Source organism: Blautia sp. AM23-13AC (assembly GCF_003435675.1).
Classification (GTDB): domain Bacteria; phylum Bacillota; class Clostridia; order Lachnospirales; family Lachnospiraceae; genus Fusicatenibacter; species Fusicatenibacter saccharivorans.
On sequence record NZ_QTUL01000004.1, the window covers coordinates 247714 to 269855 of the forward strand.

The 22142-nt window shown below is 51.2% G+C and carries 18 protein-coding genes, 1 pseudogene and 1 other annotated feature; of the genes and pseudogenes, 6 read left to right on the top strand and 13 right to left on the bottom strand.

Annotated features, from left to right (window positions below):
* Positions 1-7: 7 nt before the first annotated feature.
* From DW642_RS15985 to ilvB, 3 genes are read right to left on the bottom strand one after another with little or no spacing between them, the layout of a single operon-like run.
* Positions 8-211: a hypothetical protein gene (locus tag DW642_RS15985; protein WP_055227113.1), complete on the bottom strand. Its 204-nt coding sequence runs from the start codon at positions 209-211 to the stop codon at positions 8-10.
* A gap of 18 nt (positions 212-229) precedes the next feature.
* Positions 230-739: an acetolactate synthase small subunit gene (ilvN, locus tag DW642_RS07240; RefSeq protein WP_117509738.1), complete on the bottom strand. Its 510-nt coding sequence runs from the start codon at positions 737-739 to the stop codon at positions 230-232.
* A 12-nt stretch (positions 740-751) separates the two neighbouring features.
* Positions 752-2470: a biosynthetic-type acetolactate synthase large subunit gene (gene ilvB, locus DW642_RS07245; protein WP_117509739.1), complete on the bottom strand. Its 1719-nt coding sequence runs from the start codon at positions 2468-2470 to the stop codon at positions 752-754.
* A 71-nt stretch (positions 2471-2541) separates the two neighbouring features.
* Positions 2542-2817, bottom strand: a binding site (T-box leader).
* 144 nt (positions 2818-2961) lie between these two features.
* Between ilvB and DW642_RS07250 the strand changes: the two genes are divergently transcribed.
* On the top strand, positions 2962-4083 hold the full coding sequence (locus DW642_RS07250; protein WP_117509740.1) for a phosphotransferase enzyme family protein: 1122 nt from the start codon (positions 2962-2964) through the stop codon (positions 4081-4083).
* A 104-nt stretch (positions 4084-4187) separates the two neighbouring features.
* Here DW642_RS07250 and DW642_RS07255 read toward each other — a convergent pair whose 3' ends face one another.
* Positions 4188-6203, bottom strand: a complete 2016-nt coding sequence (locus DW642_RS07255; RefSeq protein WP_117509741.1) for a beta-galactosidase — start codon at positions 6201-6203, stop codon at positions 4188-4190.
* Between the two features lie 161 nt (positions 6204-6364).
* On the opposite strand from DW642_RS07255, the gene DW642_RS07260 reads away from it, so the two are divergent.
* Complete coding sequence (locus DW642_RS07260) at positions 6365-7186, top strand: helix-turn-helix transcriptional regulator (protein WP_117509742.1); 822 nt, start codon at positions 6365-6367, stop codon at positions 7184-7186.
* Positions 7187-7265: 79 nt separating this feature from the next.
* Here the strand turns inward: DW642_RS07260 and DW642_RS07265 are convergent, their stop codons facing one another.
* The 3 genes from DW642_RS07265 to DW642_RS07275 are packed head-to-tail and all read right to left on the bottom strand — an operon-like array spanning position 7266 to position 9640.
* Entirely contained in the window at positions 7266-8660 is a 1395-nt protein-coding gene (locus DW642_RS07265) for an NAD(P)/FAD-dependent oxidoreductase (protein ID WP_022463087.1), read from the bottom strand.
* A gap of 24 nt (positions 8661-8684) precedes the next feature.
* Positions 8685-8948 carry a hypothetical protein gene (locus tag DW642_RS07270; protein WP_055221292.1) on the bottom strand — a complete coding sequence of 88 codons (264 nt, stop codon included), beginning with the start codon at positions 8946-8948 and terminating at the stop codon, positions 8685-8687.
* A gap of 23 nt (positions 8949-8971) precedes the next feature.
* Positions 8972-9640, bottom strand: coding sequence for an HAD family hydrolase (locus DW642_RS07275; RefSeq protein WP_055221324.1), 669 nt, complete (start codon positions 9638-9640; stop codon positions 8972-8974).
* Positions 9641-9814: 174 nt separating this feature from the next.
* Here DW642_RS07275 and DW642_RS07280 point away from each other — a divergent pair, with 174 nt between their 5' ends.
* The 3 genes from DW642_RS07280 (at position 9815) to pepF (ending at position 13036) form a co-directional block, all read left to right on the top strand.
* A complete protein-coding gene (locus DW642_RS07280; RefSeq protein WP_117509743.1) occupies positions 9815-10636 on the top strand; it encodes a Cof-type HAD-IIB family hydrolase in 822 nt (273 codons plus the stop codon).
* Between the two features lie 143 nt (positions 10637-10779).
* A complete protein-coding gene (locus tag DW642_RS07285; protein ID WP_117509744.1) occupies positions 10780-11151 on the top strand; it encodes a hypothetical protein in 372 nt (123 codons plus the stop codon).
* 82 nt (positions 11152-11233) lie between these two features.
* A complete protein-coding gene (pepF, locus tag DW642_RS07290; protein WP_055267481.1) occupies positions 11234-13036 on the top strand; it encodes an oligoendopeptidase F in 1803 nt (600 codons plus the stop codon).
* Between the two features lie 97 nt (positions 13037-13133).
* Here pepF and pdxR read toward each other — a convergent pair whose 3' ends face one another.
* The 3 genes from pdxR to DW642_RS07305 form a co-directional block, all read right to left on the bottom strand.
* Positions 13134-14540, bottom strand: coding sequence for a MocR-like pyridoxine biosynthesis transcription factor PdxR (pdxR, locus tag DW642_RS07295; protein WP_117509746.1), 1407 nt, complete (start codon positions 14538-14540; stop codon positions 13134-13136).
* An 87-nt stretch (positions 14541-14627) separates the two neighbouring features.
* Entirely contained in the window at positions 14628-16301 is a 1674-nt protein-coding gene (locus tag DW642_RS07300) for a glutamine--tRNA ligase/YqeY domain fusion protein (RefSeq protein ID WP_022463080.1), read from the bottom strand.
* Between the two features lie 151 nt (positions 16302-16452).
* A complete protein-coding gene (locus DW642_RS07305) occupies positions 16453-16941 on the bottom strand; it encodes an Lrp/AsnC family transcriptional regulator (protein ID WP_022463079.1) in 489 nt (162 codons plus the stop codon).
* Between the two features lie 289 nt (positions 16942-17230).
* On the opposite strand from DW642_RS07305, the gene DW642_RS07310 reads away from it, so the two are divergent.
* Positions 17231-18643, top strand: a complete 1413-nt coding sequence (locus tag DW642_RS07310; RefSeq protein ID WP_055221302.1) for an aspartate ammonia-lyase — start codon at positions 17231-17233, stop codon at positions 18641-18643.
* A gap of 113 nt (positions 18644-18756) precedes the next feature.
* On the opposite strand, the gene DW642_RS07315 is transcribed toward DW642_RS07310, so the two are convergent.
* From DW642_RS07315 to DW642_RS15990, 3 genes and pseudogenes are all read right to left on the bottom strand, one after another.
* On the bottom strand, positions 18757-19929 hold the full coding sequence (locus DW642_RS07315; RefSeq protein WP_055267479.1) for an NAD(P)-dependent malic enzyme: 1173 nt from the start codon (positions 19927-19929) through the stop codon (positions 18757-18759).
* A 346-nt stretch (positions 19930-20275) separates the two neighbouring features.
* Entirely contained in the window at positions 20276-21664 is a 1389-nt protein-coding gene (locus DW642_RS07320; protein ID WP_117509747.1) for an MATE family efflux transporter, read from the bottom strand.
* 188 nt (positions 21665-21852) lie between these two features.
* Positions 21853-22142 (bottom strand): annotated as a pseudogene (locus DW642_RS15990) (hypothetical protein); the annotation flags it as partial.

Here is a 22142-nt window from a genome sequence, read left to right on the forward strand (position 1 = left end):
AAACTCTTCAATAAAAAGAAGCGCAGTAGCACTCCGGCCCTTCCGGGTCGATGCAGATATGCTCGAGCGTTCCGCTGTGCATCGAAAGCCCCATCGTCAGATCCTGCACAATCTGCTGCTTCGCCGTCTGGCGGTGCTCATAGATGTACTGATACACACTTTTCTTATTAATCTTTTTTAACGTAATTGTGGTAATACTCTTTTCGTTCACGCAAAAACGTCCTCTCTTTTACCGCTCCATCACATTGATCGACTCGATACCGACGCTTCCGCCGCGCACGACTTCGATCTTGCTGAATTCCTCTTTCATCAGCTTCACAACTGCATCGTTTTTCGTCGCCGTCTGGACAAACTCGAGCAGCAGGCTGTCTTTTCCGTAGTCGATGACCTTCGCCTTGAACGTCTCAGCGATCTGGAACAGCTCGACTTTGTCAGCTGCGCTGCAGTTGAATACCTTGATATACAGAATCTCTTTCATGCGCACAAACACGTCGGTGAAGTCGATGACTTTGATGACCTCGACCATGCGGTTCAGCTGTTTTTTGATCTGCTCAAACGTCTCATCGTCACTGACCGTGGCGATCGTCATACGCGATACGGTCGGGTCCTCGGTCGTTCCGACGGTCAGGCTGTCCAGGTTATAGCTTTTTGCGGAAAAAAGCCCGGAAATCTTGGAAAGGACACCAACCTGGTTTTCTACGTACAGTGAAATCCATCTTTTTTTCATTCCCTTATTCATCGCGCTCTCCTCCTAACAGTCCATAATCATATCTTCGAGCGTTCCGCCCGGCTTGATCATCGGGTAAACCATCTCCTCCGGATCGATGATAAATTCGATGATCGTCGGAGTCTTGGTGTTTTTCTTCGCCTCTTCAAACGCTGCGGCGATATCCTCTTTCTTCATGACGCGGATGCCTTTTGCGCCGTAACTCTCAGCCAATTTGATAAAATTCGGCGTGTATTCCGGGTACTCTTCTCCGTCTGTTCTGCGGGAAAGTGCACCGGCGCGCAGGTTTGTCATGCTGTACCGTTTGCCGTAAAACAGCTTCTGCCACTGGCGTACCATGCCGAGGTATTCATTATTGAAGATACACAGGATGACCGGCAGCTCCTCGAGAACGGCAGTTGCCAGCTCCTGAATATTCATCTGCATACCGCCGTCACCGGAAATCGCGATGACCGGTTTGTCCGGGTTGCCGATTTTTGCTCCGATCGCGCCCGGAAGGCCGTATCCCATCGTTCCAAGGCCGCCGGACATGATGATCTGGCGGTTTTCGGTAATGTCGACGTACTGACTTGTCAGCATCTGGTGCTGTCCGACGTCGGTGACGATAATCGCATCGTCAAACTGCTCGTTGATCGCGTTGAAAATATCGAGCGGTCCCATCACGCCGTTCGGGCGCATCGTCAGCGGATGCTCGTTCTTCCAGGCATCAATCTGGGCAAGCCATTTCGATGTGGAGCATGGCTCTACGTACTCTGCTATCTTCGTGATCGCCTCTTTTGCATCGGCTACGATCGGAATATCGACGTGGATGTTTCGGGAGATCGAAGCTGTGTCGATGTCGATGTGGACAATCTGCGCGTGCGGGGCAAATTCATGCAGCTTTCCGGTGATACGGTCATTGAAACGTGTTCCGATCGAGAACAGCAGATCGCACTCGCTGACTGCCATATTCGCCGCATACGCGCCGTGCATGCCAAGGTTTCCGATGAACAGCGGGTGTTTCGTGGAGATCGCGCCGCGTCCCATAACGGTTGTGACAACCGGCACCTGTGTTTTCTCGACCACTTCGCGGAACACTTCCTGCGCATGTGCGATGTTGACGCCGCCTCCGGCAAGAAACAGCGGGCGTTTTGCTTTTGCGAGCATTTTCAGCGCACGTTTTAACTGGCCGATGTGTACGCTGGTGTTCGGTTTGTAGCCGCGGATGTTGACGTTCTTCGGATACTCTGCGCTGCCGAGCTCTGCCATGACATCTTTTGGAAGATCAATGAGCACCGGGCCCGGTTTTCCGGTGCGGGCGATGTAAAAGGCTTCTTTGATGATGCGTCCGAGATCTTCACGGTTTCTTACCGTCACGCCGTATTTCGTGATGCTGCGGGTGATGCCGACAATATCAACCTCCTGGAATGCATCGTTTCCGATGAGGTGGCGGGCTACCTGTCCGGTGAAGCAGACAAGCGGAACGCTGTCGTAGTTTGCCGTTGCAAGACCGGTGACCAGGTTGGTTGCACCAGGGCCGCTGGTAACGAGGCATACGCCGACTTTTCCTGTCGTTCTCGCATAGGCATCCGCCTCATGCACCAGCGCCTGCTCGTGGCGCGGCAGAACGATTTTGATTTCATCCTGTTTGTAAAGCTCATCGCTGATATCAATGGTGCAGGCTCCCGGATAACCGAAGAGATACTCAACACCCTCCTCCTTCAGAGCCTTTACCAGAAGTTTGTTTCCTGTAATCTGTTTCATATGAAAACCTCCTGTTCTAAATTTGCTGCATAAAAAATCCCCGAACATAAAACACCTTTTCTGTGCCTTACGTTCAGGGAGAATGTTTCCATCCACGGTACCACCTGAATTCCAGAAGAATACACTTCTGCTCATTCCGTACAGGATTTAACTCTTTTCATCCGATACGGCATCCCGGTAACGTGGGAACTACGTTGGAGCCTACTTGGAAAACATTGCTGTCCGCTTTTTCTGTTCAGTCCACTGCTCGAGGGCTACTTCCGCAGGCACGCTCACGGAGATTCTCACCAGCCATCTCCTCTCTTTGCTTTGCGCCGCCAGGTACTCCTCCCTGTCACTGCATTTTAGGTTTTGTTTTTTCTTAAATTACTGTCTATTATAGTCAGAAATGCCGCTCGTTGTCAATCGTTTCGCGCCCTTTTCTTGACTTTTCGCCCTGCGTGTGCTTTACTTAATCAGGTTTGTCTAATTAAAATAAGGAGTTTATACCCATGATGATTACATACACACAGGAAGAACTCTCTTCCATTGTCCACGCATTTGCTTTCCCGGGAACGATTACAGACTGGACGCCGCACGGGAACGGCCATATCAACGATACGTTTCTGGTGCGCTCCACCGAAAACGGCGTCCTCCGCAAATCGATTCTGCAGCGCATGAACCGCACCGTTTTCCACAATCCAACGGAGCTGATGCAGAATATTGCACAGGTAACATCATTTCTGCGGAAAAAAATCACAGCCGCAGGAGGAGATCCATTCCGCGAGACGCTGAACCTGATTCCGACGACAGACGATGCCTGTTTTTTCGTCGATGAGCGCGGAGAATTCTGGCGCGCATTTCTCTTTATTTCCGATGCGTCCTGCTATGATGCCGTGACAGATCCAAAGCTGTTTTACGAGACCGGTAATGCTTTCGGCCGCTTCCAGCAGATGCTCTCCGATTTTCCGTCCGCCTCTCTTTTCGAGACGATCCCGGATTTCCACAACACACCGCTCCGCTACCAGGCGCTTTTACAGGCGGCGCAGGCGGATCCGAAAGGACGGCTGAAAAACGTTTCGGATGAGATGGCGTTTTTCCTCGACCACGCAGACGATTACGGCGTAGCCGAGCGCATGAAGGCCTCGGGCGAGCTGCCGCTCCGCGTAACGCACAACGATACGAAGCTGAACAACATTATGATTGATGACAAAACCGGCGAGGGCATCTGCGTCATCGACCTGGACACAATCATGCCGGGACTGTCGATCTTTGACTTCGGCGATTCGATCCGCTTCGGCGCGAATACGGCCGCTGAGGACGAACAGGATGTCTCGAAGGTGTCTCTTTCCCTTCCTCTCTTTGAGAGCTATACAAAGGGCTTTCTCGCAGGCTGCGCAGGCTCTTTGACCCGCGCGGAAGTCGAAATGCTGCCGATGGGTGCAAAATTAATGACCCTCGAATGCGGCATCCGTTTTCTCGCCGATTACCTGATGGGCGATACCTACTTCAAAACCGCTTACCCGGAGCACAACCTCGTACGGGCGCGGACACAGATCGCGCTTGTAGCGGATATGGAGGAGAAATGGGGCGAGATGGAGAACATCGTCGCACGGGCTTCGTTTTCCCACTAAGCACCCGCATAAATTCACAGCATCAAAAAGACACAGCTGGAAGTATCTTTCTGCCTCCTGCTGTGTCTTTTTTGTTATCTTTCTGCTATACAATATGTTTTATATTATGCTCTCGGAACGCTGACAATCCGCAGATCGTATTTCTTCAGCATCTCACCGCCCTGTACTTTCTCGCCGGTCAGGATATCTTCTTTTCCGTCGAAGACTGCCGGAAGCGGAATCTCCTCATCTTTGAAGTTGATGATAAAGTACAGATCCTCGCCGTCTGCCTGGCGTTTTGTGATCTCGAGTGCTGTTGCTTCTCCAATCACCGGCTGGATGGCTGCGCTGTCTGCTGCCATAGCAAGAACTTTTGCAAGGCCGCTCTCAGAAAGGTCGGTTCCGACATAATATACGGTTCCTTTTCCGAACTGATTTTTTGCAACAGCAGTCATGCCTGCATAGAAATCGCTCTCATACTGTGCGATTTCTTCAGCTCCTTCGAGGTGCATCAGGTCACATACGAGACGGCACTCTTCCTCGGTTCCGTCTGCGAAACGGATCTTGTTTCTCTGCTCCGGTGCAAGAGCGTCGATCTCTTCTACCCATACGCCTGCCATTTTTCTGAGCGGTCCCGGGTATCCGCCGAGATGAACGTTGTCCGACTGTCCGACGATACCGCTCATGTAGGTGGTGATGAGGGTTCCGCCTGCCTGTACATAATCCTCCAGGCTCTCTGCCACACCATCTTTTACCATGTAGAGAACCGGTGCTGCAACGAGGTCATATTTGGAGAAGTCCGCGTCGATCGGGATCATATCGACAGCGATGTTCTTGTTATAGAAGTAATTGTACATCTGCTCGATCTGGTCTACGTAACGTAAATCGCAGTTCGGTCCGCTGGTGTACTCCAGTGCCCAGTAGTTTTCCCAGTCGAAGATGATGCCGACTTTTGCGTGGTTCTCGGAGCCCATCACACGGCTTCCGATTTTCTCCAGTTCTTTTCCGAGCTGGGTTACCTCACGGAAGACACGGGTATCTGCGGTTCCTGCGTGTGCGATAACAGCACCATGGAATTTCTCGCATCCGCCGACGCTTCTTCTCAGCTGGAAGAACTGAATCGTGTCTGCGCCGTGTGCAACGGTCTGATAGCTCTGTGCGCGCATCTGGCCCGGTTTCTTTAAGGAGTTGTACGGCTGCCAGTTCTGCTGGCTCGGAGTCTGCTCCATCAGCATGAACGGTGCGTCTTTGAGGCCGCGCATCAGGTCGTGGGTCATAGCTACGTGGCTCCATGGTGTATTGTAGCTCGGGTAGTTGTCCCAGGATACGATATCCATTTCTTTTGCCCACTTGAAGTAGTCGAGACCTTTGTACGTTCCCATCAGGTTTGTGGTGATCGGTGTTTCTTTGTCGTATTTGCGGATCGCGTCACGCTCCATTTTGTAGTTGTTCAGCATGCCGTCGGAGTTGAAACGCATGTAGTCGAGGGACATTCCTGCAAATGCAGTGCCGCTTCCCCATGGCATTCCGTCTCCCAGATCGTTCGGCGGTACAATCTCGTCCCAGTCGTAGATGGTGTGGCCCCAGAACTCCATGTTCCATGCCTTGTTGACTTCATCGAGTGTTTTGTATTTGTCTTTCAGCCATACGCGGAACGCTTTTGCACAGTTCTCGCAGTAGCACTCGCCGCCGTACTCATTGCTGATGTGCCAGCAGACGATGTTTTTGTTGTCGCCGTAACGCTCTGCCAGTTTTTCTGCCAGGCGCTTTGCATATTTCTGGAAAACCGGGCTGTTCGGGCAGGCATTGTGGCGATGACCGAATTTGTGATGGCGTCCTTCGAAATCGGTTCTTGCCACTTCCGGATAACGGTGTACCATCCATGCCGGGAGTGCGCCGGTGGATGTTGCCATGACGATCTGGACGTCCTCTTTTGTCAGGGTGTCTACGATCTCATCGAGCTCTGTAAAGTCGTACTCATTCTCGGACGGCTGGATTTTTGCCCAGGAAAATACGTTGATCGTGGTGCTGTTGATGCCGGCCTGATGGAAAAGTTTCATATCCTCATCCCAGATCTCTTTTGGCCACTGGTTTGGGTTGTAGTCTCCTCCGTATAACATTTTTTTGAATTTTGGCTGCATTTTTTTGATTCCTCCTGTGTTTGGATATCTCGTTTTGATGGCTCTATTATATACTGGTCTTTGTGAGAAAAGTATGATATGCTTGTCTAAAAAGTATGAATTTTCGAAACTCATTCCGGAATCTTATTTTAGACTTTTCTTTCAGAAAGGAACTGACTGTTATGCCTATTTTTTTTAAACCATCCGCCTCTGATTTTTCCCTCTCCGCTGACAGCATCGGCAACCGCTGGCTGCAGGAGCCCGTTGTGCGCCCGAACGGATTCCCCTTATATCACTGGATTCAGACGGAACGCAGCGAAGGGCTGCTGACCCTCGAAGGTCAGGAACTTTTGCTGAAACCAGGTGATGGTGTTCTGATTGCTCCGCATGTGCCGCATGAATACCGCGAAAACGACGGCAGCAGGATGTGGTTTACATCCTTTCTGACCTTTGACGGAAAGCTCTCCGATGATCTCTATAAAATCTGTGCCGTCTCGCCGTATCTTTTCGTTCCGGCCTCAGAGGGCGCGTGGTTTCAGGAATGGATTGACCGCATAATCGACTCACATTTTCTGAAAAATGACATCGACGATGCTGCGCTCTCCGTCGGATGCTTTGAGTTCCTGACACGCCTTTCCCAGCTCCGCACCGGCCTTTCCCGGACGGAGCATCCGCTGTATCTCCAGTATGTCCGCCCGGCAATGCAGGAAATCGAAAGTCATCTTTCCAACCCGCTCAATGTGGATGATCTCGCGGAACAGCTCCATATCACACCGCAGTATCTGACACGCCTGTTCCAGCGTTTTGTCGGCAGCTCTGTCCGCTCGTACATCAGCGTTCTGCGCATCAGCCGCGCCAAGGAGCTTCTCATCAGCCGTCCCTACACTACGCTCGACGGCATCGCCGCTCTCTGCGGCTACCGCGATGTCAGCTACTTTATCTCGGTTTTCCGCCAGCAGACCGGGACAACGCCGAAGCAGTTCCGGAAGCTGTACGGCATATAATCTGAAACACCCCTCTTTCCGGCGCAAAAAAAGATCCTCCGTCTCATTTCACAGACGAAGGATCTTTTTTCGTTCTCTCTTATTTCATGCTTTTCAGAATGCTTCTCGCAACCGACAGTCCGTTTGCGCTTGCCTGCTGGAGGCCGCGGGTTACGGATGCGCCGTCGCCGATGGCGCGGAGGCCTTTGACGCTGGTGCAGAAGTCTTTGTCTACGACAACTTTGTTGGAATAGAATTTGACTTCTACGCCGTACAGCAGTGTCTCATCGCTGGCGATACCCGGTGTTACTTTGTCGAGGGCTTCGATCATCTCGGCAATGTCGACCATGATACGGTGCGGGAATACCAGGGAAAGGTCGCCCGGAACGGCATCTTTTAAGGTCGGGATCAGGTTATTGCGGCAGAGACGCTCTTCTGTCGTTCTTCTTCCGCGTTTGAAATCGCCGTACGTCTGAACGAGGATCTTGCCGTCGCAGAGCATGTTGGAAAGCTGTGCGATCTGTTTGCCGTACTCGATCGGGGTTTTAAATGGTTTCGTAAAGTTCTTGGATACCAGGAGGGCAAAGTTCGTGTTGTTTGTCTTGAACTCCTGGGATTTGTAGGCGTGACCGTTTACAACTGCCAGACCGTTTTCATAATACTCAGTTGCCACCTCACCGGACGGGTTCGTACAGAAGGTACGCACTTTGTCGTCAAAAGTCGGGGTATAGTAAACGAGTTTTGCCTCGTACAGGTTCTTGTTCAGGAACTCCATGACCTCGTCGCGGACTTCCACGCGGACACCGATATCGACGGTTCCGACCTCGGTCTCGATGCCGTGGCCGTTGCAGATATGTGAGAACCAGTCGGCTCCCTCGCGGCCTACTGCGGAGACAATCTCATCTGCCTCGTAAACCGTTCCGTCCTCAAGTGTTACAGCTGTCGCACGGCCGTCCTCGATCGTAATATCATTGACCATCGTGTTGAATTTCATCTCCACGCCGATCTCTTTTAAGTGATCCTCGAGGCGGCTGTAAATCTTGTATCCCTCCTCGGTTCCGAGATGGCGGATTGGACATTCGATCAGCTTCAGGTTGGCGTTGATCGCTCTGCGGCGGATCTCACGGATCTCTTTTTCTTTATCGACACCGTAAACATTCTTGTCTGCGCCGAAATCCAGATAGATCTGGTCGGACTCATGGATCAGCTCAACCGTCTTTTCATATCCTAAAATCTCCGGCAGATTTCCACCGACATCCGGGGAAAGAGAAAGCTTTCCGTCGGAGAATGCGCCTGCTCCGGCAAATCCCGTTGTGATCGAGCACGGTTTGCAGTTCACGCATTTTTTCGTTTTTCTCTTTGGACACTGACGGCTCTCGATCGAACGTCCTTTTTCGATCATCAGCACCTTCAGATCCGGTTTTTCTTTCAGCAGTTCATAGGCACAGAAAATACCTGACGGGCCTGCGCCGATAATAATGACATCATATTTCATTCTTTTTTAATTTCCTCTCGTTTTTTATCCCATCACGATCAGATACTGGCCGTCCGGCAGGGCAAAGACTTCGCTCTGCTCTTCTAATTCTGCATCCGACATTTCTTCCACGTCCATGCCCTCTTCTTCCATGTAGGCGCGCACGTCGTCCAGATTGTCGGCAACGACTGCAAGGCAGTCCTCCAGAAAGGCCTCTGCCTCATCGTAATTTTCAGCCACCGGCTCGTCGAATAACTGGCCCTGATTCATTAAAAATGTGTTGATGCATTCTTCAGTATATTCTCCCATTCTGGTTTTCTCCTCTGTTCGTTTTATTTTTCCTGATTCTTTCTGTGAAAAAGCGTTAAGATTTCCTCCGGCCGGTCGAGCAGCTCCATCGCATGGTTGTCGATCAGCTCCTGGCGCGGGCGGAATCCCCACGTCACACCAACGGTAAACATGCCTGCGGCGTTTCCGGTCTGCATATCCGTATTGGTATCGCCAAAGTACAGGCACTCTTCCGGTCTGGCGCCGAGTGCGTCTGCAATCGCGAGCGCACCGATCGGAGACGGCTTTCTCGGGATTTCTGCGGTCTGCCCCTGAATCCGGTTGAAAAAGCCCGGTCCGTACACGCTCTCCACGACGTGGATGGCCGCCTCGTGCGGCTTGTTGGAACATACGGCAATCGGAACTTCTTCCCGCAGCGCGGTCAGGGTTTCCCGCATATTAGGATACGGTTTTACGTGATACAGCGGGTCCTCGTTGAACCACGCGCGGCCAAGGCGGATGCCCTCCTGCAGATAGTTGAGCTCTGCATCTCCGGCGTCTTTTAAAGCGCGCTCCACTGCCAGATCGAAACCGTCTCCGGCGTAAAAGTTGAAGGCTTCTACCGGGCGCGGCACAAGTCCAAAATGTTCCAGAACGCGGTTGACTGCGTGCGCAATCGACTCTACAGTGTCTGCGATGGTGCCGTCCAGGTCAAAGATACAAGCTTTTATCATATTCTGACTTCCCTTCTTTGTCTCTTTTGTTCTTCGATTTTCTTTCTTCTCTCTCTTCTTGTCCGCAATCATTATATCCTGTATTTTTTCCCTGCGCAACCATATTTTCTTTTCCGGCACTTTATGCTAAAATGAAACTGTTTTTCAGATTCTTGGAAAGGAAAAAAAGAGAATATGAATCAGACTGTGAAAATATTTTTTACCGATATGGATGATACCCTGCTGAATTCCGAAAAGCAGGTGACAAAAGAAAACATGGATGCCATTTCAGAGGCACTTGCTGCCGGCCACAAAATTGTGTTCAACACCGGCCGCCCGCTCTCCGGCTTTCTGCCGATCTTAAAAGAGCTCGGACTCGACCGCGAAGGCTGCTATGCCATCGCATTCAACGGCGGACTGATTTACGACTGCGCGGCAAAGAAAACGCTGTACCGCCGCACGATTCCGCTCGAATATGCACGCGTGATCTTTGAAAAAACGCAGGAGGCAGGCCTCTACTGCCACACCTACTCCGACACCTCCCTTCTCTGCCGCCATGCAGGCGAGGAAACGCGCGTTTACACACAGGCAATCCACATTCCCGTCGTGGAAGATCCGCTTCTGCCGGAGCACCTCGCCGAGGAACCATGCAAGATGATCGTGATTGATCTCCACGACCGTGCAAAAATGAACGCTTACCGCGCTGCCATGGAGCCGTGGGCAAAAGGAAAAATTTCGATGTTCTACTCCAGCCCGCATTACCTCGAGCATGTCCCGGAACACGTTTCCAAGGGCCATGCCGTGAAAAAACTCTGCGAGCTTCTTCAGATTCCGCTTGCCAACACCGTGGCTGCCGGAGATCAGGAAAATGATATTTCGATGATCGAGGCCGCTGCCGTCGGTGCCGCCATGAAAAATGCGACCGATGCCGTAAAGGCGAGTGCCGATTATATCACGGAAAACGACTGCAATCACAGCGGCGTGGCGGAGATTCTTCGTAAGTTTATCCTTGCCTGATTCTGTTTCTGTGTCAGGAAACCTTCTTTTTCTTGTTTTCTTTGGCACTTTTTCCGAATTCTGTAAGATTTTACTTTCTTTTTTGTTGAAACTGTATTACAATAGTTTCAAAGGACGGCATTTGAAAGGAGACTTGAATCGAGATGTCACGGAAATCAAAACGTATTCTGCTTACTCTGGCTTCTGCCGCTGTCGGCGCAGCCTGCGGTGCGGCAGTCTATTTTATCCGGAAAGGAAAAGCAGATCTTGAAACAGATTTTGACGATTTTAAAGACGAATTTGAAGAGGAAGAGCCTGCTCCTGCTGAACGTACTTATACGACCCTTCCGAAAACGAAAGGTGCGGAGGATGCTGCACCGGATCCGGAATCTGCAGCTTGCAATAAAGGTTCCGAAACAGCTGATACAGAAGCTGAAAGCGAAACCGCAGAGTCCGAAGAAGAAGACGCTGAAAAAGAAAGCTGTGCGGATCGTGAAGTTTCTCCGCAGGAAGAAAGCGAAGTAACCGCAGAATAAAACCCAAAAACAGAATATAGAAACATAAGGAAGTAATTCCTGGGGAGGGAAACCTCCCCTTTTTTATGGAAAGGAGATTGTTATGGAACTTGCAAAACGCGATGACGTTCCTGTAGAACTTACCTGGGACCTGTCTTTAATTTATCCAACCGAGGAGGCCATGCTGGCTGATGCGCAGAAAATGAAAGAATTAAGTCTTTCTATGGAAGCATCCTACAAAGGAAACCTCACCGATGCAGCCACGATCAACCACTGCCTCGACGATTACCAGGAGGTCTACCGTCTGATCACACTGACCGCCAACTACTGCGATCTCGCCGTTTCTGTCGACTATTACAACAGTGCAAACCAGACGCGCAACGACCGCATCAACAGCCTGATCTCTGAGATTTTCAGCCGTCTCACCTTTATCGAGAGCGAGCTTTCCGAACAGTCCGAGGATGTTTTGAACGAGGCCATGCAGCAGTCAGATACGAACCGCTGCTATCTCGCCGAGATTCTCCGCAACAAGGCACACCGCCTGAGCCCGGAAACCGAGCGTGCCATTTCCGCTCTGTCCCAGACCTTCTCGGCTCCGTACCAGATCTACAACATGGCAAAGCTTGCCGATATGAAATTTGATTCTTTCACCGTAAACGGAAAAGAATATCCGCTCGGCTACTCCCTGTTTGAGGATAATTACGAGTACGAAAAAGACACCGATATCCGCCGCAGTGCATTCTCCGCCTTTTCTGCAAAAATCAGACAGTACGAAAATGTAACGGCAGCTGCTTACAATGCCCAGCTGCAGACAGAAAAGACCATGGCCACGCTGCGCGGCTTCGATTCCGTCATCGATTCTCTGCTGTTCCCGCAGCAGGTCAGCCGTGAGCTGTACAACCGCCAGATCGATCTCATCACCACCCGCCTGGCTCCGCATATGCGCAAATATGCCCGCCTGCTGAAAAAGGTCCACAACCTTGACCGCATGACCTTCGCCGATCTGAAAATCGCCGTCGACCCGGAGTACGATCCGTCTGTCACGATCGAGGAATCAAAACAGTACATCGAAAAAGGTCTTGCCATTCTCGGTGATGATTACGTTTCCATGATTCAGGAGGCCTACAAAAAACGCTGGGTTGACTTTGCACAGAACCAGGGAAAATCCACTGGCGGCTTCTGTGCCAGCCCGTACGGAAAAGGTTCCTTTATTCTCTTAAGCTGGAATAACCGCATGGCAGATGTTTTCACGCTGGCGCATGAACTCGGCCACGCCGGCCATTTCCGTCTCTGCAACGGCGCACAGGCGATTCTCGATACCGAGGTTTCCTCTTATTTTGTCGAGGCGCCGTCTACCATGAACGAGCTTCTTATGGCTCATTATCTGCTGAAAACGACCCCGGACAAACGGTTCCGCCGCTGGGTTTTAAGCTGTATGATCAGCAACACATATTATCATAACTTCGTCACCCATCTGATGGAGGCTGCTTACCAGCGCGAGGTTTACAAGCTCATCGATGCCGGCGACAGCGTACAGGCTGAGACGTTAAGCAGCATTATGAAAGAGACCTTGCAGAAGTTCTGGGGCGATGATGTGGAAATTTCCGATGACGCAGCGCTCACCTGGATGCGCCAGCCGCATTACTATATGGGACTTTACTCCTACACCTACAGCGCCGGACTGACCGTTGCCACACAGGTCTGCAAGCGCATCGAAACCGAAGGCCAGACCGCTGTCGATGACTGGAAAAAGGTACTGACCGCCGGAAGCACGAAGACACCGGAAGAGCTGGCAAAAATGGCCGGCGTTGATATCTCGACGGATGCACCGCTTCTCGATACGATCGAGACGATTGGATCGATCATCGATGAGATCTGCGAGCTGACCGAAGAGCTGGGCTGCTGATCCTGTCCGCATTGTAACTCTCTATCAAACAGTAAAAACGGATTGTTCCGTCAGTTTTTGTTACTGGCGAAGCAATCCGTTTTTTTCATATCTTTTTTCACGCATTCCAGCACTTTTTCAGAATCGCAGCTGCCTCTGCAATCTCCTCCTCAGAAAGCCCGGCGTACCCAAGCAGCACTGTGCCGCCCTGTGCGGGATCTGCGGCAGCGCCGATGCAGTACCGTTCCAGCCCGTACACGCGCACACCATCCTCTTTTGCCCGCTGCACCGCCTCCGCTTCGGAGAGTCCTCTCGGCAGGTGGACCAGCACATGGACGCCCGCATTCTCGCCGGACACCGTGTACTCCCGCCCAAACTCCTTCAGAAGCCGGATCAGCAGGTCGTGTTTCCCTTTATACTGTGCACGCATCCGGTTCAGATGGCGCTCGAACGCGCCGCTCCGCATAAACCCTTCCAGAATCTTCTGGTCCGTCTTCGAAACTGTCGCGGAAAAGCATCTTCCGTTCTCCTCGTAGGCAGGCAGCAGCGTCTCCGGCAGCACCATGTAGCTGATGCGGATGGACGGCGCAATCGCCCGCGAAAACGTTCCAAGATAGATCACTTTTCCCTCTGTGTCATTGCCCTGCAGTGCCGGGATCGGGCGGCCCTTGTAGCGGAATTCACTGTCGTAATCATCCTCAATCAGATACCGCCCATTTTCCCTCGATGCCCACGCAAGGAGCTGCATCCGCCGCTTCATCGGCATGACCATGCCCATCGGGAACTGGTGCGACGGCATGATGTACGCCAGATCCGCCCCGCTTTTTTCCAGCTCCGCCGGCCGCATGCCCGCTTCGTCCATCGAAATCGTACACATCGCATAGCCAAGCTTCGCAAAACAGCGGTAGGCACTGATGTAGGTCGGATTTTCCATCGCCACTTTATGGCCACGCCCTAAGATCACCGAAAGCAGCATCAGCAGATAATCATTTCCCGCTCCGACGATGATCTGCTCTGTGCGGCAGTTCACGCCGCGTGCGTGGTGCAGATAGTCGCGGATTGCCTCCCGAAGACCGTGCTCGCCCTTCGCATCCCCGAGCTGGAACAGGCTGTCATCTGCGTCCAGCAGGACTTCTTTCGAGATCTTCTTCCAGCTGTTCTGCGGAAATCCGCCCGGCGCCGTGCCGGTCACGGCAAAATCGTAGTGGAACGACGTCTGTTCCGCGGCATCATCCTCCTTTGTCTCCTCTTTCTTTTCATCGAGGCGGTACAGCCCCTCAATCTCACAGACAAAGTAGCCTTTGCACGGCACACTCTCCAGATACCCTTCGGATACCAGCTGCTCATACGCCAGATCCACGGTACTCCGGCTCACCGACAGATAGCCCGAAAGCGCCCGCGCCGACGGCAGCCGCTCCCCTGCACGGATCCGTCCGCCGCGGATTTCCTCGCGGATAAAACCGTAAATCTGCTCATAGAGCGGTGTCTTCCGATGCGGATCCAGCGAAATCGTCAATTCATTCATCTTCCCATCTCCCCTGACAAAAAGAACAGCCGCTTGGGATGTCGGTTTCATCCAGGCGGCTGCTCTGTTCCATTTCAAAATTCTTATTTATTTCGCTGCCGGCAGCTTGAAAGAGCTCTTCAGGGATACGATACGGTTGAACACCAGCGCATCCTCTTTGGAATCTTTTGCGTCTACACAGAAGAATCCGTTTCTGACAAACTGGAAGCTGTCATATGCTTTCGCATCTTTTAAAGACGGCTCCAGATAGCACTCTTTTAATACGGTCAGGGAATTCGGATTCAGGTTCATGGAACCATCCTCGTTGTAAACGCCCTTCTCCTCGTCGATCAGGTTTTCGTACAGACGGCACTCTGCTTTGACAGCGGTCTTTGCTGCTACCCAGTGGATTGTTCCTTTTACTTTTCTTCCGTCCGGGGAATTTCCTCCCTTGGACTCCGGATCGTACGTTCCATGGATTACGGTAATATTTCCGTTCTCGTCTTTCTCGCATCCGGTGCAGGTGACGAAGTATGCGTTCATCAGGCGGACTTCATTGCCCGGGAACATACGGAAGTATTTGCGGACCGGCTCCTCCATGAAGTCTTCGCGCTCGATGTACAATTCTCTTCCGAACGGTACCTGACGGCTGCCAAGCTCCGGATTCTCGAGGTTATTCTGTACTTCCAGCATCTCAATCTGGTCTTCCGGATAGTTGTCGATGACAAGTTTCACCGGATTTAAGACTGCCATGGTACGGGCTTTTTTCAGCTTCAGATCCTCGCGGATGCAGTACTCCAGCATCGCATAGTCAACGGAGCTGTTTGCTTTTGATACACCGCACAGATCTACGAATTTCTTGATGGACTCCGGTGTAAAGCCTCTGCGGCGGAGTGCTGCGATGGATACGAGACGCGGGTCATCCCAGCCGTCTACCACGCCGTCCTCTACCAGCTTTTTGATGTAACGTTTTCCGGTAACCACGTTGGTCAGATACAGCTTTGCAAACTCAATCTGGCGCGGCGGCATCGGATATTCCAGCTCGCGTACAACCCAGTCGTACAGCGGACGGTGGTCCTCAAACTCCAGCGTACAGATAGAATGGGTAATGCCTTCGATGGCGTCCTCGATCGGATGCGCGAAGTCGTACATCGGGTAGATGCACCAGGTATCGCCGGTTCTGTGGTGATGCATATGGGCTACACGGTAGATAACCGGGTCTCTCATGTTGATGTTCGGTGATGCCATATCGATTTTCGCACGGAGTACTTTGCTTCCGTCCTCGAATTCGCCGTTTTTCATGCGCTCGAACAGGTCCAGGTTTTCCTCTACGGAACGATTGCGGTACGGGCTCTCTTTTCCAGGCTCGGTTAAGGTTCCGCGGTACTCACGGATCTCCTCTGCGGACAGATCGCAGACGAATGCTTTTCCTTTTTTGATCAGTTTTACGGCTGCCTCATACATCTGTGGGAAATAATCGGATGCGTAGTACAGATGATCTTTCCAGTCTGCACCAAGCCACTGGATATCGGCTTTGATGGAATCAACAAACTCGGTTTTCTCTTTCGTCGGGTTTGTATCATCGAAACGCATGTGGAACTCTCCGTTGTACTCCTGTGATAAACCGTAGTTTAACAGGATGGATTTTGCATGTCCGATATGAAGATAGCCGTTTGGCTCCGGCGGGAATCGTGTGCATACATGGTCGTAAACGCCCTCTGCCAGATCTTTGTCAATCGCAAGCTCGATAAAATTTTTGGAAACAACTTCTTTTTCTTCCATAATAAGGTCAGGCCTCCCTCGAATCTTTTCGTTTGGAGCACTGTCCCGAAAAGGGCGCAAAATGCTCTGTGTATTCTATCACTATAACACAAAAGCATTCTCCTGCAAAGCATTTTTTTCGGTACACAAAGCCGCCGGAGCGGACCGGTGCCTATTCTTCTGCCTCGTGTGCGGTCACCTGGCGGTGCTCCACGGAGGTCGAGAACACGATCTGCGTCCGCGTCCGTCCAAAATGCTGCAGCTCGCCGATAAACTGGTCGAGCTCAATGGTGCTAACAAAAAGGCCCTCAATGAGCATGGAGTAATCACCGGTAACGCAATTACATTCCACGACATTGTGGACCTTTTCAATATAGGGATAAAATTCTTTTTTCTGAACCGGCTCAACCTCGAGGTTGATGAACGCTTTGATCGGATATCCCAAAAGCGCCGGATTTAATTTGACCTGATATCCTGTAATGTAGCCTTCCTTCTCCAGCCGCTCAATTCTGGCGGAAACTGCCGGGGAGGATAAAAATACGTGTTCCGCGATTTCTTTCAGCGGCATCCTGGCATTTTCCCGAAGGAGATTCAAGATTTTTGCATCGATGTGATCGAGCTCATGGCGCATCGCATCGTTCTTGCTTTTTTCATGTTTCATACGCTGCTCTCCTGTTTTTTCACTTTTATACTGTTCAGCATATCACGTTCGCCGTTTTTTGTCTACGAAAACGTGTCCTCGCGGAAACTGCTTTCGAAAAATAAGTAAAAGTGCCTCTTTCCCTTGGTATTTAAAATCAAATACAAAAATAAATAAGATTCCACAGTTCTTCTGCGGCGGTATTTACAAATTTCTACCCTGGTGTTATTCTTCCGGTATCGAAAGGCAAAGCAAGAATTGTTTCAGACAATATACACAACTCAATGCGTGCAGAAAGAAGGAGATTATTATGAAGACAAGAATTGAAGCAGATTCCATTGGTTCCCTTGAAGTCCCATCCGACGCCTACTACGGGGTACAGTCCCTGCGGGCAAAACGGAATTTCCCCATCACGGGAACGCCGATCCACCCGGTCATGATCCAGAATCTGGCGAAAATTAAAAAGGCAGCTGCCATCTCCAACCGCGAAGCACAGAGACTGCCGGAGGAAAAAGCGGCTGCCATTATCTATGCCTGTGATGAAATCATTGCCGGCAAATTAAAAGACCAGTTCATCGTTGACGGCATCCAGGGCGGCGCCGGAACGAGTGCTAATATGAACGCAAACGAAGTCATCGCAAACCGCGCCATCGAAATCCTGGGCGGCACCAAGGGTGATTATACCATTGTCCACCCGAATGACCACGTCAACATGGCACAGTCCACAAACGACGTTATCCCAAGTGCAGGAAAACTGACCGTGCTCGATCTGCTCCCGGATCTTCTGCATGCGCTCGAGTCACTCCACGCAGCACTGCTCGATAAGTCCCAGGAATTTGACCACATTTTAAAGATGGGAAGAACCCAGCTTGAGGACGCCGTTCCGATGCGTCTCGGCCAGAGCTTCCACGCTTACGCAACGATGATCGAGCGTGATATCCGCCGGATCGAACGCGCCAGAAAAGAGCTGTTCACCCTGAACCTCGGCGGAACAGCCATCGGTACGACGATCAATGCTTCCGATTACTATCTCCACCACATCGTGCCGACCCTCGCTGCTGTGACAGGCTATCCGCTGATGCAGGCGGACGATCTGTTTGACGCGACGGAGAACCTCGACGGATTTGTGACGATCTCCAACACGTTAAAGACCTGCGCCGTCAACCTCTCCAAGATGTGCAACGACCTGCGCCTGCTGTCCAGCGGACCGCGGACCGGATTCGGCGAGATCAACCTGCCGCCGATGCAGAACGGATCCTCGATTATGCCGGGCAAGATCAACCCGGTTATCCCGGAGGTTGTGACACAGGTTGCCTTCCATGTCATCGGAAACGACACCACAATCACGATGGCGGCTGAGGCTGGCCAGATGGAGTTAAACGCGTTTGAACCGGTTGTCTTCTACTCCCTGTTCTCTTCCATCACCTCGATGACAGGCGCTGTGAATACGCTTGTGAAGAACTGTATTCTCGGCATTACCGCAAATGAGAAACGGTGCGAGGATCTCGTTTCGAAGAGTGTCGGCATCACAACGGCGCTCTGCCCGTATATCGGATACCAGAAAGCGGCCTCGATTGCAAAGAAATCGCTGAAGACGGGCGAGAGTGTTACTTCTCTGGTTCTGAAAGACGAACTGCTGACACAGAAACAGCTCGACGACATTCTCGATCCGTACGCTCTGACCGGACCGGAACTGCCGGCCGAAGACGATCTGGCTGGCTGAATGTAACTGCTGCTTTCCTTCATAATTTCTTAATGATACGCAAAAAGGCTTCCCGGATTTTCTTGCTGTCCGGGAAGCCTTTTTCTGTCGTTTTCTTTTATATCAAACTCTGTTTAGATTCTCGCTACGCCGCTCTTTCTTGCTGCCTCTGCAACGGCTGCTGCCACCGCATCTTTGACACGCGGATCAAAGGCTGCCGGGAGGATGTAGTCTGCGTTCAGCTCTTCATCGCTTACCAGGCCTGCGATTGCGTAAGCTGCTGCGACCTTCATTTCATCGTTGATATCAGATGCTCTCACATCGAGCGCTCCGCGGAAGATGCCCGGGAAGCAGAGTACGTTGTTGACCTGGTTCGGGTAATCGCTTCTTCCTGTGCTGACAACGGCTGCTCCTGCTGCTTTCGCCTCGTCCGGGAAAATCTCCGGCGTCGGATTTGCGCAGGCAAAGATGATCGGATCTTTTGCCATCGTACGTACCATATCGGGAGTGAGCGTACCCGGCGCAGAAACGCCAATAAAAATATCGGCTCCTTTGATTACCTCTGCAAGCGTGCCCTTCTCATGGTTGTAGTTTGTGATCTTCGCCATCTCCTCTTTGATCGGGTTGAGGCCGTCGCGTCCCTCGTAAATCGCACCTTTGCGGTCTGTCATGATGACGTTTTTGAGACCCATCGAAATCAGCAGGCGGATAATGGCGATTCCGGCTGCACCGGCTCCTGAGGTAACAATTTTGACTTCATCCAGTTTCTTTCCAACCAGTTTCAGCGCATTGATGACACCGGCCAGTGTGATCACGGCTGTTCCATGCTGATCATCGTGGAAAATCGGAATATCACAGCATTCCTTTAATTTCTTCTCGATCTCAAAACATCTCGGTGCGGAGATGTCCTCCAGGTTGACACCGCCGAAGCTTCCTGCGAGAAGACGCACGGTATTGACAATATCATCCACATCCTTGCTGCGCACGCAGAGCGGGATTGCATCGACACCACCGAATTCTTTAAACAGCACGCATTTACCTTCCATGACCGGCATGCCGGCCTCCGGGCCGATATCTCCAAGTCCGAGAACTGCGGTTCCATCTGTAACAACAGCTACCGTGTTCCATCTTCTGGTCAGCTCGTAGCTCTTGTTGACATCTTTCTGAATTTCCAGGCACGGCGCCGCCACACCCGGTGTATAGGCAAGACTCAAGGCATCTTTTGTATCTACGGCCGCCCGGGAAGTGACCTCAAGCTTTCCGCGTAATTCATAGTGCATTTTTAATGATTCTTTTGCGTAATCCATCGCTTTTTTCCTCCATTTCATGTGTGACTGCGTCTCATTAATAATAGGAAGAGAGATTCACGCGTCACACGGGATGTCTGTTCGCTGCACCCTTATTATAACAAGCGTTCTCTAAATTTCAACCGGTGTTTTGATTAATGAAAAAATTTCCACTTTTCCGCCAAAAACGGCTGCTTCATTTGCGAAATTTTATCAAAAATACTCTTTTTCTTTCTCTCAGCCGCAGTCCGATCCTGCCCGGAGGGCTTTTTTGCTTTACAGTAAAATTCAACAAAGTTTTTTATAAAGCAAAAAATCTGCCCGCCTCCCATCCTTTTCAGACTGGAAAACAGACAGATTTTTTTCTTTACTCTGCCACAATATTCTGCAGCCAGACTCCTTTCTTGACAAGGACAAATCCAATCACGCACTTGATCAGGTCAACCGACATAACCATAAAGTAGATTGCGTAGATCGAAAGTCCGGTAAAACGGCTCAGGCAGAAAGCCACCGGCACACTGACAACCCAGATGAAGACGCTGTCGAACAGGAACGTGATGATCGTTTTTCCACCGGAGCGCAGGGTAAAGTAGCTTGCATGCAGGAATGCATTGACCGGCATGAACATGGCCACTTCCACGATGAAGATTGCCGCCATGTGGCGTACTTCGTCCGTCGTGTTGTAGAGGCGTGGGAAGATTGGAGCCACGAGCGCCATCAGCGCGCCGATCACAATGCAGAGTAATACGGAAAACGTGATCAGCTTCGTATCGGTATCCTTTGCCTCTTCCATCCTTCCGGCTCCGAGGAGCTGTCCGACGATGATGGCAACGGAATCGCCGAGTGCGATGAAAACGACGTTGAACAGGTTCGAGATCGTGTTGGAGATATTCATCGCGGCTACGACATTCAGTCCACGCACGGAGTAACACTGCATCAGGATCGCAACGCCGCCTGCCCAGAACGTTTCGTTCAGCATCAGCGGTGTTCCTTTGATGAGGATCTGTTTCGTCAAAGCCGCCGGAACACGGATCGTGCGGTACAGATGCTTCGTAAAACGATATTTTTCTTTGTTTCCGTGCGTGCGGATCAGCACGATCGCCATCTCCACGTAACGGGACAGCACCGTTGCGACTGCCGCGCCGACAACGCCGAGCTGCGGTGCACCGAATTTTCCGTAGATTAAAATGTAGTTAAAAACCAGATTAACGAAGACAGCGGTAATACCGGCCTTCATCGGAAGCATTGTCTCGCCGCATTCGCGCAGCGTGCTGGCATAAAGCTGCACAAACAGGAACGGCGGAAGTCCTACCAGCATGACCTTCATATAAGAAATGCCATAGGCTAATGTCGCATTCATGTCCTGGCTTCCCTGATCTCCTGTCAGGTAGAGACGAATCAGAGGCTCGTGCGCACCAAGGAAAATAGTGATTGCCGCTGCCGTCAGGATCACGCCGATCCAGAGCTTGAAGCGGAAGGTGTTTCGCACACCCTCGTCGTTGCCCTGTCCGAAATACTGCGCAGTGAAGATTCCTGCGCCAGACACGCCTCCAAAGATACAGAGGTTATAGATAAAAAGAAGCTGATTGACGATCGCAACACCGGACATCTGCTCGGTGCCGACCTGTCCTACCATGATGTTGTCGAGAAGGCTGACAAAGTTGGTGATACCGTTCTGAATCATAATCGGCATCGCAACGCCAAGCACCATCAGGTAAAACCGTTTGTCCCCAATAAATTTTCTGTGTTTCTGCATGGTTTCCCCCTTTTCTTGTTGTATAAAATAAATGACATAAATCGGAGCCCTTCTGGATTTCTCCAGGCAGGCCCCGAACAGTAATGCTTATTATACACGATTCATGTTTAGAAAGAAAGATCCTTTTTATCTTTTTTCTGGCTTTTTTTGACATAAATCGCCGCAGTTCCAATTGCTTCAACAGGATTTTATTTTGTTTTTCCCATCATCTTCTCAAATTTTCCCGGAACTTTCACATAAACCTGGTATTTCTCCTTGTCAATGCTGCAAAGCGGCACAAAGGAAATGCCATCAACCGAAAAGTGCAGACCGTCTTTCTTTTCCACCTGCGCATCCAGTGTTTCTTCCGTTAATGGCAGGTGCAGGAAATCTTTTTCTTCCGTCAGCGCTGCCAGTACGTAAGGGCCATACAGCAGTGCTGCCAGTACGTAAGGGCCATACAGCAGTGCTGCCAGTACGTAAGGGCCATACAGCAGTG

Excerpts from the sequence above, each read along its gene's own strand:
- DW642_RS07280 (WP_117509743.1), top strand. The coding sequence starts at position 9,815 with ATGAATCAGACTGTGAAAATATTTTTTACCGATATGGATGATACCCTG.
- pdxR (WP_117509746.1), bottom strand. The coding sequence starts at position 14,540 with ATGAATGAATTGACGATTTCGCTGGATCCGCATCGGAAGACACCGCTC.
- DW642_RS07270 (WP_055221292.1), bottom strand. The coding sequence starts at position 8,948 with ATGGGAGAATATACTGAAGAATGCATCAACACATTTTTAATGAATCAG.
- DW642_RS07305 (WP_022463079.1), bottom strand. The coding sequence starts at position 16,941 with ATGAAACATGAAAAAAGCAAGAACGATGCGATGCGCCATGAGCTCGAT.
- pepF (WP_055267481.1), top strand. The coding sequence starts at position 11,234 with ATGGAACTTGCAAAACGCGATGACGTTCCTGTAGAACTTACCTGGGAC.
- DW642_RS07250 (WP_117509740.1), top strand. The coding sequence starts at position 2,962 with ATGATGATTACATACACACAGGAAGAACTCTCTTCCATTGTCCACGCA.
- DW642_RS07255 (WP_117509741.1), bottom strand. The coding sequence starts at position 6,203 with ATGCAGCCAAAATTCAAAAAAATGTTATACGGAGGAGACTACAACCCA.
- ilvN (WP_117509738.1), bottom strand. The coding sequence starts at position 739 with ATGAATAAGGGAATGAAAAAAAGATGGATTTCACTGTACGTAGAAAAC.
- DW642_RS07285 (WP_117509744.1), top strand. The coding sequence starts at position 10,780 with ATGTCACGGAAATCAAAACGTATTCTGCTTACTCTGGCTTCTGCCGCT.
- DW642_RS07315 (WP_055267479.1), bottom strand. The coding sequence starts at position 19,929 with ATGGATTACGCAAAAGAATCATTAAAAATGCACTATGAATTACGCGGA.
- DW642_RS07275 (WP_055221324.1), bottom strand. The coding sequence starts at position 9,640 with ATGATAAAAGCTTGTATCTTTGACCTGGACGGCACCATCGCAGACACT.
- DW642_RS07300 (WP_022463080.1), bottom strand. The coding sequence starts at position 16,301 with ATGGAAGAAAAAGAAGTTGTTTCCAAAAATTTTATCGAGCTTGCGATT.
- DW642_RS07265 (WP_022463087.1), bottom strand. The coding sequence starts at position 8,660 with ATGAAATATGATGTCATTATTATCGGCGCAGGCCCGTCAGGTATTTTC.
- ilvB (WP_117509739.1), bottom strand. The coding sequence starts at position 2,470 with ATGAAACAGATTACAGGAAACAAACTTCTGGTAAAGGCTCTGAAGGAG.
- DW642_RS07310 (WP_055221302.1), top strand. The coding sequence starts at position 17,231 with ATGAAGACAAGAATTGAAGCAGATTCCATTGGTTCCCTTGAAGTCCCA.
- DW642_RS07320 (WP_117509747.1), bottom strand. The coding sequence starts at position 21,664 with ATGCAGAAACACAGAAAATTTATTGGGGACAAACGGTTTTACCTGATG.
- DW642_RS07260 (WP_117509742.1), top strand. The coding sequence starts at position 6,365 with ATGCCTATTTTTTTTAAACCATCCGCCTCTGATTTTTCCCTCTCCGCT.